The following is a 15,434-nucleotide window of genomic DNA, read 5'->3' on the forward strand; positions in this document are numbered from 1 at the left end:
ATTCCGAAGGATGAAACGCTCCCGTTCGAGCCTCGTCCACCAAGCGACCTACGCGATCAAGAATCCGCACAAGATCGTGCCCCATGTGCGGCGGCTGGCCCGTGACACGTGGTTCAGGCTGCGTACCCGCGACCACGTCTCCTACTATCGCGCCGTCATGAGGTCCGACACCGCGCGCGATCCCGAGGGCGCCGTGGGCTCGCACAACCACCGCCGGTGGCTGGCGGTGGGCCGCATGCAGTTCGGCTACCTCGTCGGGCACGGGCTGACCCCGGACTGCCGGATGCTGGAGATCGGCTGCGGCAACCTGCGCGCGGGGCACCTGTTCATCGGCTACCTGCGCACCGGCAACTACTACGGCATCGACATCTCGCCCGACATCCTCATGGCGGCCCAGGACACGATCGTCGAGCACGGGCTGAGTGACAAGTTGCCGCATCTGACGCCGGTCCGCGACCTGCGGTTCGCGTTCCTGCCCGATGAGCACTTCGACGTCGTGCACGCGCACAGCGTGTTCTCGCACTCGCCGCCGGAGGTGATCGAGGAGTGCTTCGCCCACGTGGGGCGGATCATGAAGCCGGGCGGCTGGTTCGATCTCACCTTCGATCGCACCGAGGGGAAGGAGCACCAGGTGCTGCGGGAGGACTTCTACTACCGCACCGAGACGCTGGTGGCGCTGGCCGGCAAGTACGGGCTGACGGCGACGTTCATGGAGGACTGGGAGCGGCTGCGGCACAAGCAGTCGAAGATCCGCATCACCAAGCAGCCCGCCACCCCGTGGCCCGCCGCCGCGCACGCCGGGCCGTCACACCAGGCCGCCTCGGAGCCGGCCGCCTCGTAGCCCGTCACCTGCTCGTGCCCCGTCACCTTCTCGTGCCCCGTCACCCGCTCGTGGCCCGTCACCTGGGAGGGCCCTCCCGGCGGCTCACTTGGCGGCGTTCTGCCAGAACTCCCGCAGCTTCGCCGCGCCCGCCGCCGGATCCTGCAGCATCCACCAGTGGCCGAGCCCCGGCAGATCGGCCACCGCTGCGCCGGCCCTGGCCGCCGTCGCCGTCACCAGGTCCGGCCGCACGAACGGGTCCTCCGACGGCCGCAGCACCAGCCCCGGCGCCGGGATGTCCGTGAACGCCGGCGACCACTCCCGCCCGACGTCCACCGCCGACCGGTACAGGGCCAGGATGCTGTCCGCCATGACCCGGTCCGAGGCGGCGGCCATCGACAGGGCGTGCTCGCGCGGGATGCCGAACGCCGCCAGCGCCTCGGCCTGCAACTCGACCGGCGCGGCGAACTGCCGCTCGAAGAACTCCTCGCCCGCCTCCGGCGTCTGCCAGATCCGGGCCAGGTCGTGCCAGGTGAAGTCGGGGTGGCCGAGGGTGGCGGCGTCGGTGGCCCAGCTGCGTACGAGGTCGGGGCGGGTGCTGACCAGCCGCACCACGAAGCCGCCGCCCCAGTCGTGGCCCACCAGGTCGACCTCTCCGGAGATCGACTCCAGCTCCCCGGTCAGCCACGTCACGTACTCCTCCTTGGTGGCGGCGAAACCGGCCGGCCTGGGGCCGCCGAAACCGGGCAGCCGCAGGGCGCGCACGTCCGGGTGGCGCAGGGCCGCGCGGAGGGGATCCCAGATCGCCGGGGTCTCCGGGACACCGTGGAGCAGGACGACTGTGGCCATGGGGCGCTCCTTTCCGCCGGGGCTCCGCCGTATGACGGGCGCCGTGCCCCGACCGTACGCCGCGATCGCGGGCTTGGTGTTTGCGGTCCGCCGCAGAGTGGCATACCGGTCTGCGGGCAACTGGGGGATACCGGTATTTTTTACGGCTGTGAGAGACGTTCGCGCACTGCCCAAAGCCCACCTGCACGTTCACCTGGAGAGCACCGTACGGCCGGAGACCGTGCGCGACCTGGGCGGAACGCCCGAGCCCGCAGGGGTGTATGCCAGCTTCAGGGAGTTCGGCGACCAGCGGGCCAAAGTCCGCGACCTGCTGCGGACGGCCGAGCACTTCCGGCGGATCGCGGTGGAGTTCTGCGCGGACGAGGCGGCCCAGGGCACCCGCTACGCGGAGGTGACGTTCACCGCGGCCTCCCACGGCGAGCGGGTGGGGCAGCCGGAGATGCCGCTGGAGGCGGTGCTCGACGGGCTGGCCGAGGGCGGGGCCAGGCACGGGATCGAGTGCCGGGTGCTGCTCGACCACTCCAGGCGGCGGCCGGTGGAGCGGCTCTGGCAGACGTTCAAGCTGGCCACCCGGTACGACGGCGTGATCGGCATCGGGCTGGCCGGTGACGAGAGCAACCCGCTGGCGCCGTTCGCGGAGGTGCTCGACGCGGCCAGGGACGCGGGGCTGCACCTGGTGCACCACGCGGGGGAGGCCGCCGGGCCCGCGAGCATCCGTGAGGCGCTCGACCTGGGGCACACCGAGCGGCTCGGGCACGGCATCCGCGTCCTCGACGACCCCGCGCTGGTGGCGGAGGTACGCGAACGCCGGATCCCGCTGGAGGTCTGCCCCACCTCCAACGTCATGCTCGGCCTCGTCCCCTCGCTGGCCGCCCACCCGCTGCCGCTGCTGCGGGAGGCCGGGCTGGTGGTCACCGTCAACACGGACGGGGAGACGGAGCTGGGGGCGGAGTACGAGCGGGTGCGGGAGGTCTTCGGGTACGAGGACACCGTGCTGGCCGAGCTGGCGCGGGCCTCGATCGACGCGTCGTTCGCCTCCGAGGAGCTCAAGGCGCGGCTGCGGTCCGACGTGACCGCCTGGCTCGCCTCGTCGTGACCCGCCGGCAGAGACGCCCGGCAGAGACGCCCGGCAGAGACGCCCGGCAGAGATGCCCGGCCCATACGCCCGGCCCAGATGACCACGTCCGAAATGCGCGAGTCCCGAGCGCGCCGCGCTCCTAGAGTGCACCGACATGACCTCCGAGCAGAGCCGGGACCTGGTGCAGCGGGCGTGGCGGGCGTTCTCGACCCGTGACCAGGCCCAGATCGCGGCGTTCTTCACCGAAGAGGCCGAATGGCTGGCCCCGCCGCGCAACGCCACCGCTCTCGCCCTGGGCGGCTCGCCCCACATGGTGGGCAGGGAGGCGATCGTGCACTTCCTGACCGTCGACTTCCACCGCATGTTCGTCGCCGATGTCTCGCTCACCTTCCGCGGGTTCTACGCCGACGGTGACGTGGTCGTGGTGGAGGAGACCATGGACGCCACGCTCGCGGGCGGCAACGTCTACCGCAACGACTACTGCTTCGTCTTCGAGTTGCGGGACGGGCTGATCCACCGGGTGCGCGAGTACATGGACACCGCCAAAGGCCACCTCATGGTGTTCGGCGACGCCAGCCGGCTGTAATGCCGCCTGCGCGAGTTCGGTCCCTGCCACGCGCAGTCAGCGCAGCTCAGAGGCCCTCCGGGGCCTCTTCTGCGTTTTCGGGGTGTCGCGCGCCCGAGCCGTCGCACCGGCCGTACGCACCGACTGCCGTTGCCGCGTTGCCCAGGGGAAGGGCGAGGAGGAAGGCGAAACGAAACATTCCGGCCGTCAGCACCGGGATCCCGATGATCCAGCAGCGTATGCCTGCGTAGGCGCTCTCGTTGACGTGCTGGCCGTTGCCCTGGACCTCGGGTGCGAGATATGAGGCGATCACTGGGAGCAGGAGCAAGGCGATACCCGAGAAGAGAAGGGTCACGCCGGCTGCGACCGACTGTCTCCGACGGTAGGAACGAGCCGTCAGCAGAGTCAGGGCAGCGGCACAGACGACAGCAGGCAGCGCCACCTTGCCCGCCCAGTGCGCCAGCATCGTTGTCCCGTACCACCGCTGCGGCAATGATCAAGGTCGCTGCCGAGGGGCAAGGAGATCAGGGGAAAGCAGGACAGCAGGCGGGATTACCGTCACCCAAAGCCGAGAACTTCGACACCGTGACCGCAAGGACCGCCCCAGCGCAGGGTGGCAGCACGAGACGGGGGACTCGACCATGCCCAAGTACCTGATTCAGGCGATCTACACCGCGGATGGCCTCAAAGGAGTGTTGCAAGAGGGCGGCACCGGACGCCGGCAAGCGGTGGAGCGCATGGTGGAAAGCGTCGGCGGCCGGGTCGAGCAGATGTATTTCGCGTTCGGCGAGGCGGACACGTATGTGATCGTCGACCTGCCGAGCAACGCGGCTTCGGCCGCCGTGAGCCTCAGGATATCGGCGTCTGGGGCGGTACACACGAAGACGGCTGTCCTGCTGACGCCAGAGGAGATCGACGATGCCGCACGGATGGAGGTGGCATACCGGGCTCCTGGCGCGTGACAGCCGGGTGATCGCGGGGGAGTGGTCGAGCTGGGACGCTCACTGCTCTATCGATGGCCAACGGCTCTGCGGCGCTGGGTTCGAGGAGACCAAGGCGTATCTGACCGTTGCGAACCCTCCAGAAGCGTCGGCGGTCCTGAGCGCTGTGAAGTCGCCGGCGAACCGGCCCGCGGGTACAGGGCAGTCGTGCCCGCGGGCCGGTTCGCCGGCGGTGCCGGCCGCTACGCGCGCGTGCGCCGGATCACCATCGCGCCGAGCGGCGCCAGCTCCACCGACCCCGACACCGGCTTCCCGGTGAGCAGGTCCGTCCCGTCCCCGCCCACGGGGACGGACGCGCTCTCCTCGCCGCTGTGGTTGAGCAGGAAGACGTACTCGTAGGCGTCGTCGCCGCGCACCGAGCACTCGACGTACGCGGGAACGTCCTCCAGCAGGGGCCGCACCCCGGCGGCGGCCACGGCGTCGAGCACCACCGAGTCGAAGGCCGCCTGCTCCAGCAGCGTCGCCACGTAGACGACCCGCCCGGCGCCGAACCGGTTCTCGACCACGGCCGCGCGCCCCGCCAGCAGCCCGTCGGCGTAGGTGGCCAGCGCCGTCCCGCTCTCCAGGTGCAGGTCGTCGCGCCACCAGGTCGAGGTCGTCCGCCGCCCGTCGGCGAACTCCACGGCGAACACCTCATCCGGCCGCGCCGCCCAGTACTCGTCGATCTTGGCGCCGATGAGCTGCCGGAACGCCCCCGGATAGCCGTCGGGCCGCACCCGGTTGCGGTCGTCGACCACACCGGAGAAGAACGACATGACCACCGTGCCGCCGTCGCGCGCGAAAGCGGCGATCCGCTCGGCGCCCGCGTCGTCGATCAGGTACGCGTTCGGCACGACCAGCACCTTGTACGCCTCCAGCGACGAGGCCGCCGACACCACGTCCACGGGATAGTGCCGCTCCCACAGCGGCGTGTAGTGCCGCATCACCGTGTCGGTGTAGCTGAAGTCGCTCCTGGGCAGCCCGAACGTCTCCTCCAGCCCCCACCAGCCGTTCCAGTCGAACAGCACGGCGACGTCGGAGCGCGAGGTCGTGCCGGCGACCGGCGCGAGCAGCTTCATCTCCCGCCCGAGGTCGACGATCTCCCGGAAGGTCCGCGAATCGGGCCCCGAGTGCGGCAACATCGCGGAGTGGAAGCGCTCCTGGCCGCCCCGGCTGGCCCGCCACTGGAAGAACATCACCGAGTCGGCCGCCCGCGACACCGCCTGGAGCGACCCGAGCCGCATCCGGCCCGGCTCCTTGACGATGTTGAGCTGCCACTGGCTGACCGCGCTGGCCGCCTGCTCCATGAGCATCCACGGCCGGCCGCCCTTGAGCGAGCGGAACAGGTCGTAGTTGAAGGCCGCCGACACGTGGGAGTCGGCGTCGGCCGGGTTGGGGTAGATGTCGAGCGCGGCGGCGTCCTCCTCGGGCGCCCACTTCCAGTAGTCGGCGTGCCGGAAGAAGCGCATGAAGTTCGTCATCACCGGGATGTCGTCGCGGAAGGAGCGGACGATGTCCCGCTCGGCGAGGTAGCACTCCAGCAGCGTGTCGGAGGTGAAGCGCTTGAAGTCGAGCCGGCGTGAGGGGTTCATCCAGTTGCGCGGGATGTTCGGCACCTGGATCTGGTCCCAGTCGGTGTAGACCTGGCCCCAGAAGCGGGTGGTCCACGCCTCGTTCAGCGTGTCCAGGTCGCCGTACTCGCGGCGCAGCCAGCGCCTGAAGCCGATCGAGGCGGCCTCGTTGAACGCCGTGGGCCCGTACTCGTTGCTGATGTGCCACATCGCCAGCGCCGGATGGAAGGAGTAGCGCTCGGCGAGCTTGGTGGTGATGCCGGCCGCGTACTCGCGGTAGATCGGCGACGACGGATCGTAGTGCAGCCGGTTCCCGAAGCCGAACGGCTGCCCGTCGGCCATGATCGGGAACACCTCGGGGTGCAGGTGGGTGAGCCACACGGGGGGCGCCGCCGTCGGCGTGGCCAGGTTGACGCTGATGCCGTTCTCGTGGAGGAGGTCCATGATCTCGTCCAGCCAGCCGAACGTGTACGTGCCGGGCTCGGGCTCCAGCGAGGCCCAGGCGAAAACGCCGAGCGAGACGGTGTTGACCCCGGCCTCGCGCATGAGGCGGACGTCCTCCCGCCAGACGGCCGGGTCCCACTGCTCGGGGTTGTAGTCGCCGCCGTAGGCGAAGCCGCCGACGCGGTTACTGAAGGCGTCCATACGAGTCATTGCACTGCTCCCGTGGTGATGCCGGTGATGATGATCCGGATGAGGTCAGGGCGGCCGGCCGCTTCGGTCATGACGTCGCCCTGTCCGTCACCGACACGTCGGTCAGCCGCCGCTCGGAGCCGGTGATCTCGTACACGGGCCCGGTCAGCAGCACCTCACGCTCGGCGATCACGTCGGTGACCGAGCGGCGCACGGACAGGCCGACCTCGCCGGGCTCCACGACGCGGCGCCCGTCGCGGCCGGTGAAGGAGAGCAGCCGGGCCGGCACGTCGAAGGCGACCCGCGCGCTCTCGCCGGGGGCCAGCTCGACGCGGGCGTATCCGACGAGCTGGGCGACGGGCCGGGTGACCGAGGCGATCCGGTCGGCGGCGTACACCTGCACGACCTCCGCGCCCGCCCGCCGCCCGGTGTTGCGGACGACGGCGGAGCAGCGGATCGAGCCCGACGTGGGGGAGCGCTCGTCGGCGGTCACGTCCGCGTAGGCGAAGCTCGTGTAGCTCAGCCCGTGGCCGAAGCCCAGCACGGGGGCGGGGTCGACGTTGCTGACCGAGCCCGCCGCGCCCAGCTTCGGGTGCAGGTAGCTGTAGGGCTGGCCGGCGGTCGAGCGCGGCATGCTCATCGGCAGGCGGCCCGAGGGGTTCACGGCGCCGCTCAGCACGCGGGCGATGGCGCCCGCGCCCTCCTCGCCGGGGAAGTACGCCTGAACGACGGCGGCGGCGTTCGCGATGAGGGCCGGCACCGCGTAGGCGCGGCCCGTCATCAGCACCACCACGGTCGGCGTGCCCGTGGCCAGGACCGCGTCGGCCAGCTCCTGCTGGGCGCCCGGCAGGTCGAGGCTCTCCGCGTCGCAGCCCTCGCCGGAGGTGCCGCGGCCGAACAGTCCCGAGCGGTCACCGAGCACCAGGATCGCCAGGTCCGACCCGGCCGCCAGTTCGGCGGCCGCGGCGATCCCGTCGCGGTCCCCGTCGTCCACGCCGGTGCCCCGCTCGACCCGGATGGCGGCCGCGGGCAGCTCCTCGCGGAGCGCGTCGAGCAGCGTGGACGCGGCCAGGCCGGTCTCGACCTCGGGGAAGTGCGGCAGCACGTGGTTGACGAAGGAGTAGCAGCCGAACAGGGCCGTGACGCTGTCGGCGTTCGGGCCGAGCACGGCCACCCGCCGCCCGGCCGCGTCGCCGAGCGGCAGCACGCCGTCGTTGGCCAGCAGCACGACGGACTCCTCGGCCAGCCGCCGGGCCAGCGCGCGCGACTCGGGGTCGTCGAGGTCCACGGGGCCGGACGGCCGCGGCTCGTAGTCGTCGTCGAGCAGGCCGAGCTCCGCCTTCTGCCGCAACACCCGGCGCAGCGCCCGGTCGATCAGGGATTCCTCGATCCGCCCCGTGGACACGGCGTGCTTCAGCGGCTCCAGGTAGGTCACCCCGGTGGGCAGCTCGACGTCGATGCCCGCCGTCAGCGCCTGTACGGCGGCGTCCTCGGCGTCGGTGGCCACGGCGTGCAGCGTGTGCAGGAAGGCGACGGCGAAGTAGTCGGCCACGACCGTGCCCTCGAAGCCCCACTCGTCGCGCAGGATCCGGGTGAGGTAGTGGGCGTCGGCGGCGATCGGGACGCCGTCGATCTCGGCGTAGGAGTTCATGACCGAGCCGGCGCCCGCGTCGCGGATCGCGACCTCGAAGGGGAACAGCAGCGTGTCGGCCACCTCGCGGGCTCCGGCGTACACGGGGGCGAGGTTGCGGCCCGCGCGGGAGCCGGAGTAGCCGACGAAGTGCTTCAGCGTGGCGATGGCCCCCGTGGACTGCACGCCGCGCACGTAGGCGGCGCCGATGGTGGCGACCGCGTACGGGTCCTCGGAGACGCACTCCTCGACCCGCCCCCACCGCTGGTCGCGGATCACGTCGAGCACCGGGGCCAGGCCCTGGTGGACGCCGAGGGCGAGCATGCTCGCGCCGATGCGGCGCCCCATCTCGGCCACGAGCTCGGGGTCGAACGAGGCGCCCCACGCCGGCGGCGCCGGATAGGTCGTGGCCCGCCACGCCGCCAGCCCCGTCAGGCACTCCTCGTGCGCGAGGGCGGGGATGCCGAGCCTGGTGTTCGCGCGCAGCCAGCGCTGCCGCTCGGCCAGCACCGTGCTCGCCCATTCCGGATCCACCGGGCGGGTGCCGTAATGGCGGGTGATCTGGCCCAGGCCGTGGCCGGCGAAAGCCTCGAAGGCGACGTCCTCGCCCTGCATGGAGTCCTGCAGCGGGGCGACGACGCCCTCCGCGCGATTGACGTTCAGCCACACGCCCACGAGCTGTGCGAGCTTCTCGTCGAGCGACATGTCCGCCAGCAGTTCCCCGACCCGGCGCGCTCGGCGCGCGGCCGTCTCCGACGTCGGCTGCTCAACACGTGCAGGCATACACCCTCGTTAGTGAATGGTGATAGCGCTAACAGAAATGCTGCGCCATCAGGTCAGAAAGTTTCCGGCTGACTTTCCGATAATTAACCGTGACATTACCGGTGGGTTACGCTAGGCTCCGGCTCGTATCGATGTCAACAGTGCCCATGAATTCGCCAGCCGCAGCAGGTCGGCCGGCAGTGCGCACTGCGCCTGATTTTCCGAAAGTCGTCACGGGAGGTCCTGTGCCTCGAGCCACGCTGGCCGACGTCGCGGCGGCGGCCGGAGTCTCGGTGCCGACGGTTTCCAAGGTCCTGAGCGGCAAGAAACACGTCTCCGCCGCCACCAGGGACAAGGTCCTCGAAGCGGTCAGAGCGTTCGGATACGAGTCTCCGCGCCCGCCGAGCACGCCCAGGTCCGGCCTGGTCGACCTGCTCATCGACGGCATCGGCTCCCCGTGGGCGCAGGTCCTCATCAGGGGCGCGGAGCAGGCGGCGGCGCGGTGGGGGTTCTCCCTGGTCGTGACCTCCTCCGCGCGGCCCGACTTCGACCTGCCGCGCTGGATCGGCATCGTGCGCAAGCGGAGCACCGACGGCGTCGTGCTGGTGCTCTCGCGCGCCGGCCAGGACGAGACCAAGGCCATCGAGGAGCTGCTGCACGTGCCCTTGGTGCTGCTCGACCCGGTCGGGCAGCGCGATCCGCGCATCTCCACCGTCGGCGCCACCAACTGGTCGGGCGGCGTCATGGCCACCACGCATCTGCTGGAGCTCGGGCACACCCGCATCGGTTTCATCGGCGGGCCCCTCGACCTGCGGTGCACGCTCGACCGCTACGAGGGCTACCTCGCCGCGCACCGCACGTTCGGCATCGATCCCGATCGCGGGCTCACCCGCTACGGCGACTTCCTCGTCTCCGGCGGCAAGGACCGCGGGGCCGAGCTGCTCGACCTGCCCGACCGGCCCACCGCCATCTTCGCCGGATCCGACCTGCAGGCCGCGGGCGTCTACCAGGCGGCGGCCGAGCGCGGCATCCGCGTGCCGCACGAGCTGTCCGTCGTCGGGTTCGACGACTCACCCCTGTGCGAGATGATGTCGCCGCCGCTCACCACCGTCCGCCAGCCCCTGGACGACATGGCCAACGAGGCGGTCCGGCTCATCTCCGAGGAGCTGACCCACCCGAAAGGCGCCGCGGGCACCCGGATAGAGCTCGCCACGTCGCTCATCATCCGGAACAGCACCGAAAAGAGCACAGAAGCAGCCAGTACGGGAAAGCTTCCTGCGGGACGCTGAAATCTCCTGACAGGAGCCTTATTCTGAGGCGCGGCAGGCAGTGATCCTCATCACCTGGAGGCCGGATGCCGGCGAATCCTGGCTTCCTGATCAAGGATCCGCGAAGCCGCGCCCGCTTACGGCTGAGCGGCGATGCCACCGCGCAGGAGCGGCTGGCCTTCCTCAACGACGCCAGCACCCGCATCGGCAGCACGCTCGACCTGGCGCAGACCTGCCGTGAGCTGCTCGACGTCGCCGTGCCCCGGTGCGCCGACACCGGCGGGATCATGGTCCAGGAACGCCTCATCACCGAGGGCGCCTTCCCCGTGCGCCCGACCGACGGCTCGGCCCTGGTGCGGCGGGTGGCCACCGCCGTCGCCGTCGACAACCCGTGGGACTGGGACACCGCCTTCCCGGTCGGCGAGGTGGCCGTCTACCCGCCGTTCCTGCCGCAGGGCCAGGCCATGGCCACCGCCAGGACCGTGCTCGTGCCGCGCCTCGGGCAGAGCGTGGGCGACGACAACGCCAAGGCGTTCGGCCGTGACGTCATCGCCCGGCTGCTGCCCGGCTGCTCCTTCCTGGTGGCGCCGCTGCTGGCCCGCGGCAACGTGCTCGGCTTCTTCGTCCTCGTCCGGCAGGCGGCGAGCGAGACGTTCCAGGACTCCGACGTCGCGCTGATCGAGGAGCTCGCCGCCCGGACCGCCATCTGCATCGACAACGCCCGCCTCTACGCCAGGGAGCGGCGTACCGCGCTCATGCTGCAGAGCAGCCTGCTGCCGACCCGGCTGCAGCCGCCGCCCGGCCTGGAGATCGCCCACCGCTACCTGCCGGCCAGCGACCTCGCCGGCGTGGGCGGCGACTGGTACGACGTGATCCCCCTGTGCGAGGAGCGCACCGCGCTCGTCGTCGGCGACGTCATGGGCCACGGCGTGCGCGCCGCCGCCACCATGGGACAGTTGCGCACCGCCACCCAGACCCTGGCCAGCCTCGATCTGGACCCGGCCGAGCTGCTGTTCCGCCTCGACCGGGTGGCCAGGCAGCTCGACTCCGACCAGATCGCCACCTGCCTGTACGCCCGCTACGACCGCGCGGCCGGCACCGTCGCCATCGCCAGCGCCGGCCACCTGCCGCCGGTGCTCGTCCAGCCGGACGGCGTGGCCGCCATCCTCCCGGTCGAGCCGGGGCCGCCGCTCGGCGTCGGGGGCGAGCGCTTCGAGCTGTGCGAGACCAAGCTGCCCGCGGGCGGCATGCTCGCCCTTTACACCGACGGCCTGGTGGAGGGCCGCGAGTGGAACATCGACGAAGGGCTGGACAAGATCTGCTCGCTGCTGACGGGACCGCCGGAGGGGATCGAGCGCATCTGCGACATGCTCGTCAGGGCGCAATGCCCGGCCAGCGAGCGCGACGACATCGCGCTGCTCCTGGCAAAGGCGCTCTGAGCCGGCCCAAGACGGGCCCCTGCAGGGGCTTGAGAAGATCACGGATACCCACTTCCGCCTCCGCGTGACTGGTGACGGGCCCTCTATGGGGGCTTGAGGGGGCGTTTACCTGCGGCGATCGTGCCAGGGCCGTCCGGAGCGGGATCCCCGTGGCCGCAGGGGGTCCGGCGCGCCGCCAGGCGGGGGGCGGGCTGATCACTTTACCGACGAAGGTAGATCTGTGCCCGATTCATGGTGATTCGTTTGCGTTTGTCCGGTTTGGGGGGTAACTTAGTGAGTGTTCCCGATGAGAACCCGGCCCCACCGTGGGCATCTCATGGGGATTCATCCGGATTGATTCGGATGGTCAGCGCTCAACGTGGCGTCCGTATGGCAGGTTTGCCCGGCCACGTTCCTCAAAGCGAGCGCCAAGGCCCTAGTTCCCTAACAAAGGACCTGAGATGATTATGTCCGCTCGTTTGCACACTGTTGCCCTGCTCACGGCCGCCGGCCTCAGCGCCTTGACCATTGGCACGGGCTCCGCCCACGCCGCCACCACCGATACCGCTCAGCAGGCCAAGCTTCAGGGCTCGACGACCGCGTCCTACTTCTGGGACGACAGCTCCGGCCGCGCCGGTGACACCGGTCTGCCCGCCGCCGGCAAGCCCATGCAGAAGGGCCTGGTCGCCAGCCCGAGCTGGCCGCTCATGACTGAGGGCTACGTCATGTACAAGGGCAAGAAGATGCCGTTCTTCGTCGGTGACCGTGGTCCTGGAGACCCCTCCAACCGTGGTGTCATGCTCGACCTGGACGCCAAGACCTTTGCCGATCTGACCGGCGGCAAGTTCAACGCCGACACGCTCGGTGTGGACGGTGCCGGTGGCGAGGGCCACATCAAGATCGACTATGTCGTCACCAAGTGGGGCGACGGTGTCGGCAAGAAGAGCTACCCGGTGGCCTTCTCCAGCGGAGCCTGGAATGACAAGGACGCCGCTCCCGCGACCAAGCCGCTGTCGGTGAAGAACCACTGATCCATCGCACGTCCGAAGAGGGCGCTCCCCACCCCCGGGGAGCGCCCTCTTCGTGTTCCCGGCCTTCCTTGTAGCGTTACCGGAAGATCGTAGGAAGGGAAACCGCATGATCCCCCGGCCGCTCTACCGCGACCCGATGTCCGACGGCGCCACCGACCCGGTCGTCATCTGGAACCGGGCGGAACGGTCCTGGTGGCTCGTCTACACCAGCCGCCGGGCGACCGGTCCGGCCAGGGACGACGTGAGCTGGGTGCACGGCACCGACCTCGGCGTGGCCTCCTCCGCCGACGGCGGTGTGACGTGGTTGTACCGGGGCACGATCGGCGGTCTCGACATCGAGTGGGGGCGGCACACGTACTGGGCGCCGGAGATCGTCGACGACGGCGCCGCTTACCACATGTACGTGAGCGTCATCCGCGGCGTCCCCGGCTCCTGGCGGCCCTTCGAGCGGCACATCCGCCATTACACCAGCCCCGACCTCATCCACTGGACCTTCCGCTCCACCCTGGAACTGTCCTCCCCGTACGTGATCGACGCCTGCGTGGCGCCCCTGCCCGGCGGCGGCCACCGGCTCTGGTACAAGGACGAGGCCGACGACTCCCACACCTGGGCGGCCGACAGCGACGACCTGCACCACTGGCGGGTCAGGGGGCCGGCGGTGACGATCTCGGCGCACGAGGGGCCGAACGTGTTCGCGCTCGGCGGCCGGCACTGGATGATCGTCGACGAGTGGCACGGGCAGCGCGTGCTGAGCTCGGCGGACCTCGACACCTGGCAGCCGCACGGGCTCATCCTCGACCGGCCGGGCGCGCAGCCGGACGACGGCGGGTTCGGGCACCACGCGGACGTCGTGGTGACGGGGGAGGAGGCGATGGTGTTCTACTTCACCCACCCTGACGGCGGGCGGCGCTCGTCGGTGCAGGTCGCGCGGGCGCGCGTCCACGACGGAGAGCTGGTCTGCGACCGCGACGAGAGGCTCACCGGGCCGATCCTGCCGGTGGAGGGACCGGGTACGAGCGTCCGGTAGCCGGCGGTGCCGCCACCGATCATTCACTCTCCCGTCCACCGCCACACTTCTGCTCTCGCCCCGGAGTTCGTCTGGGCACGCTGGACTGCCAACTCGGTCATATTGCCCCGAATCGGTCATATTGCCCGATCGGGCACCGAGTCTAAGGATGAGTCATGGACAACAACCACACCAGCGACCGCGGCTCGCGCGCGCGGCTGCTGCTCGGCGCGGCGGCGCTGGCAATGATGGCACCTTTGTCGATCTCCGGAGTCGCCGCCGCGGACACGCCGGCGGTTCCCGCCGGCACCACCCCGGCGCAGTGGACGACGCGGACGGTCGCACCCGGCGTGGAGGTCCGCACCGGGACCATCAAGGACCCCGCCGCCGTCCACAGTTGGACGATCACCGTGCAGGCCGAGGTCAAGGCGCGGTTCACCGGCGCCCAGGCGTGGGCCGCCGTGGGTACGGAGTCGTGGGCGTCGCAGACCGCGGACCGCCTGCGTGCCGCCGGTTTCGAGCCCGTGGTGGCCAGGATCGCGTGGCCGGACTACTCCGGCACGCCGCGCGGCCTGATGGGCGTGCGGGTTCGGATCGGCTCCTTCCCGACCCAGGACGCGGCGCGGAGCGTGGCCTCGCAGATCACCGCGGCGGGATTCCGCAATGCCGTCGAGTGGACCGGCTACGACGCCGACCAGCCGGCCGACGTCGAGAACATCAACATCGCGGTCATCGACCCGCGCAGGTTCCGCGGCACGGTCGAGGCCACCCACGACGGCGACGTGACCGACCGGGAGACGACCTCCTCGGTGGCGGCCACGCTCGGCTCGCTGGTAGGCGTCAACGGCGGCTTCTTCCTCACCTCCAGCGCCGACGGCGTCCAGGGCACCATGGCGGGTATCGGCGCCTACGAGGGGGAACTCACGTCGATGGCGGTGGGATCGCGGGCGGCGCTGATTCTCGCGGACGGTGGCCGGCGCACCCGGATCACCGACGTCACCACCACCGTGACCGCCCGCGCGGGCCGCGCCGAACACGCCGTCGAGGGCATCAACCGCACGCCCGGACTGCTGCGCAACTGCGGCCGGCCGGGCGCGGTCCCCACCGCCGAGCCGCGCCACGACACCACCTGCACCACGGCCGACGAGCTGGTGAAGTTCACCGACGACTACGTCCACGCCCTGCCGACCGGCGCCGGCGTACAGGTCGTGCTGGACTCCAAGGACCGCGTCGTGTCGGTCGGCGACAGGACCGGCGCCGTCGCGCCCGGACAGACCGTGCTCCAGGGCATCGGCGCGGCGGCCGGGTGGCTGACCGGGCACGCGACCGTGGGCAAGAAGGTCTCGGTGACGGAGGACATCCGCGACGGCGACGGCCGCAAGATCGTGCTGGGCGCGGACGACAGCATCGTCAGCGCCGCCCCGACGCTGGTGGAGAACGGGCGTACGCACATCGACGCCGCCAAGGAGGGCGTCCTCGACCCTGCGGACCTGTCGTTCGGCTTCGCCTGGGCGAACAACCGTCAGCCCCGCACGATGGCCGGCATCGACCGGCAGAACCGGCTGCTGCTGGTGACCGTGGACGGCCGGGTCAGCGGTGGCAGCGAGGGCTTCACGCTCGAAGAGGGCGCGGCCTTCATGCGTTCCCTCGGCGCGGTCGACGCGCTCAACCTGGACGGGGGCGGCTCCTCCGCCATGGTGGTGAACGGAGCCCTCGTCAACCGGCCGTCGGACGCGACGGGCGAGCGGCCCGTGGGCGACACGATCCAGGTGCTGGCCACCCGCTGAAGCCCATCGTGACGTCGGCCGGGGTCGTAAGGCCGC

At 70.9% G+C, this 15,434-nt stretch carries 13 protein-coding genes; 9 read left to right on the plus strand and 4 right to left on the minus strand.

Annotation, left to right across the window (positions count from 1 at the left end):
• Window positions 1-10: 10 nt before the first annotated feature.
• Window positions 11-841, plus strand: coding sequence for a class I SAM-dependent methyltransferase (locus ACWD0F_RS13065; RefSeq protein WP_449874876.1), 831 nt, complete (start codon window positions 11-13; stop codon window positions 839-841).
• An 84-nt stretch (window positions 842-925) separates the two neighbouring features.
• On the opposite strand, the gene ACWD0F_RS13070 is transcribed toward ACWD0F_RS13065, so the two are convergent.
• Window positions 926-1,669, minus strand: coding sequence for an alpha/beta fold hydrolase (locus ACWD0F_RS13070; RefSeq protein ID WP_449874878.1), 744 nt, complete (start codon window positions 1,667-1,669; stop codon window positions 926-928).
• A 148-nt stretch (window positions 1,670-1,817) separates the two neighbouring features.
• Between ACWD0F_RS13070 and add the strand changes: the two genes are divergently transcribed.
• Window positions 1,818-2,765 (plus strand): adenosine deaminase, encoded by a 948-nt coding sequence (gene add, locus ACWD0F_RS13075; RefSeq protein WP_449874880.1) that lies wholly within the window; start codon window positions 1,818-1,820, stop codon window positions 2,763-2,765.
• A gap of 136 nt (window positions 2,766-2,901) precedes the next feature.
• Window positions 2,902-3,333 (plus strand): nuclear transport factor 2 family protein, encoded by a 432-nt coding sequence (locus ACWD0F_RS13080; RefSeq protein WP_449874882.1) that lies wholly within the window; start codon window positions 2,902-2,904, stop codon window positions 3,331-3,333.
• Between the two features lie 46 nt (window positions 3,334-3,379).
• Here the strand turns inward: ACWD0F_RS13080 and ACWD0F_RS13085 are convergent, their stop codons facing one another.
• On the minus strand, window positions 3,380-3,778 hold the full coding sequence (locus tag ACWD0F_RS13085; protein ID WP_449874884.1) for a hypothetical protein: 399 nt from the start codon (window positions 3,776-3,778) through the stop codon (window positions 3,380-3,382).
• A gap of 175 nt (window positions 3,779-3,953) precedes the next feature.
• On the opposite strand from ACWD0F_RS13085, the gene ACWD0F_RS13090 reads away from it, so the two are divergent.
• Entirely contained in the window at window positions 3,954-4,274 is a 321-nt protein-coding gene (locus ACWD0F_RS13090; RefSeq protein WP_449874886.1) for a GYD domain-containing protein, read from the plus strand.
• Between the two features lie 221 nt (window positions 4,275-4,495).
• On the opposite strand, the gene ACWD0F_RS13095 is transcribed toward ACWD0F_RS13090, so the two are convergent.
• Both ACWD0F_RS13095 and ACWD0F_RS13100 read right to left on the minus strand, forming a co-directional pair.
• Complete coding sequence (locus tag ACWD0F_RS13095) at window positions 4,496-6,508, minus strand: beta-galactosidase (protein WP_449874888.1); 2,013 nt, start codon at window positions 6,506-6,508, stop codon at window positions 4,496-4,498.
• A 76-nt stretch (window positions 6,509-6,584) separates the two neighbouring features.
• Window positions 6,585-8,909: a beta-xylosidase/alpha-l-arabinosidase gene (locus tag ACWD0F_RS13100; RefSeq protein WP_449874890.1), complete on the minus strand. Its 2,325-nt coding sequence runs from the start codon at window positions 8,907-8,909 to the stop codon at window positions 6,585-6,587.
• A gap of 224 nt (window positions 8,910-9,133) precedes the next feature.
• On the opposite strand from ACWD0F_RS13100, the gene ACWD0F_RS13105 reads away from it, so the two are divergent.
• From ACWD0F_RS13105 to ACWD0F_RS13125, 5 genes are all read left to right on the plus strand, one after another.
• On the plus strand, window positions 9,134-10,177 hold the full coding sequence (locus ACWD0F_RS13105; protein ID WP_449874891.1) for a LacI family DNA-binding transcriptional regulator: 1,044 nt from the start codon (window positions 9,134-9,136) through the stop codon (window positions 10,175-10,177).
• 65 nt (window positions 10,178-10,242) lie between these two features.
• Window positions 10,243-11,595, plus strand: coding sequence for a PP2C family protein-serine/threonine phosphatase (locus ACWD0F_RS13110; protein ID WP_449874893.1), 1,353 nt, complete (start codon window positions 10,243-10,245; stop codon window positions 11,593-11,595).
• Window positions 11,596-12,053: 458 nt separating this feature from the next.
• A complete protein-coding gene (locus ACWD0F_RS13115) occupies window positions 12,054-12,605 on the plus strand; it encodes a hypothetical protein (protein ID WP_449874895.1) in 552 nt (183 codons plus the stop codon).
• A 106-nt stretch (window positions 12,606-12,711) separates the two neighbouring features.
• Window positions 12,712-13,632 (plus strand): hypothetical protein, encoded by a 921-nt coding sequence (locus ACWD0F_RS13120; RefSeq protein ID WP_449874897.1) that lies wholly within the window; start codon window positions 12,712-12,714, stop codon window positions 13,630-13,632.
• 155 nt (window positions 13,633-13,787) lie between these two features.
• Window positions 13,788-15,398, plus strand: coding sequence for a phosphodiester glycosidase family protein (locus ACWD0F_RS13125; protein WP_449874899.1), 1,611 nt, complete (start codon window positions 13,788-13,790; stop codon window positions 15,396-15,398).
• Window positions 15,399-15,434 lie beyond the last annotated feature (36 nt).

The sequence above is a fragment of the Nonomuraea sp. NPDC002799 genome, from assembly GCF_053592075.1.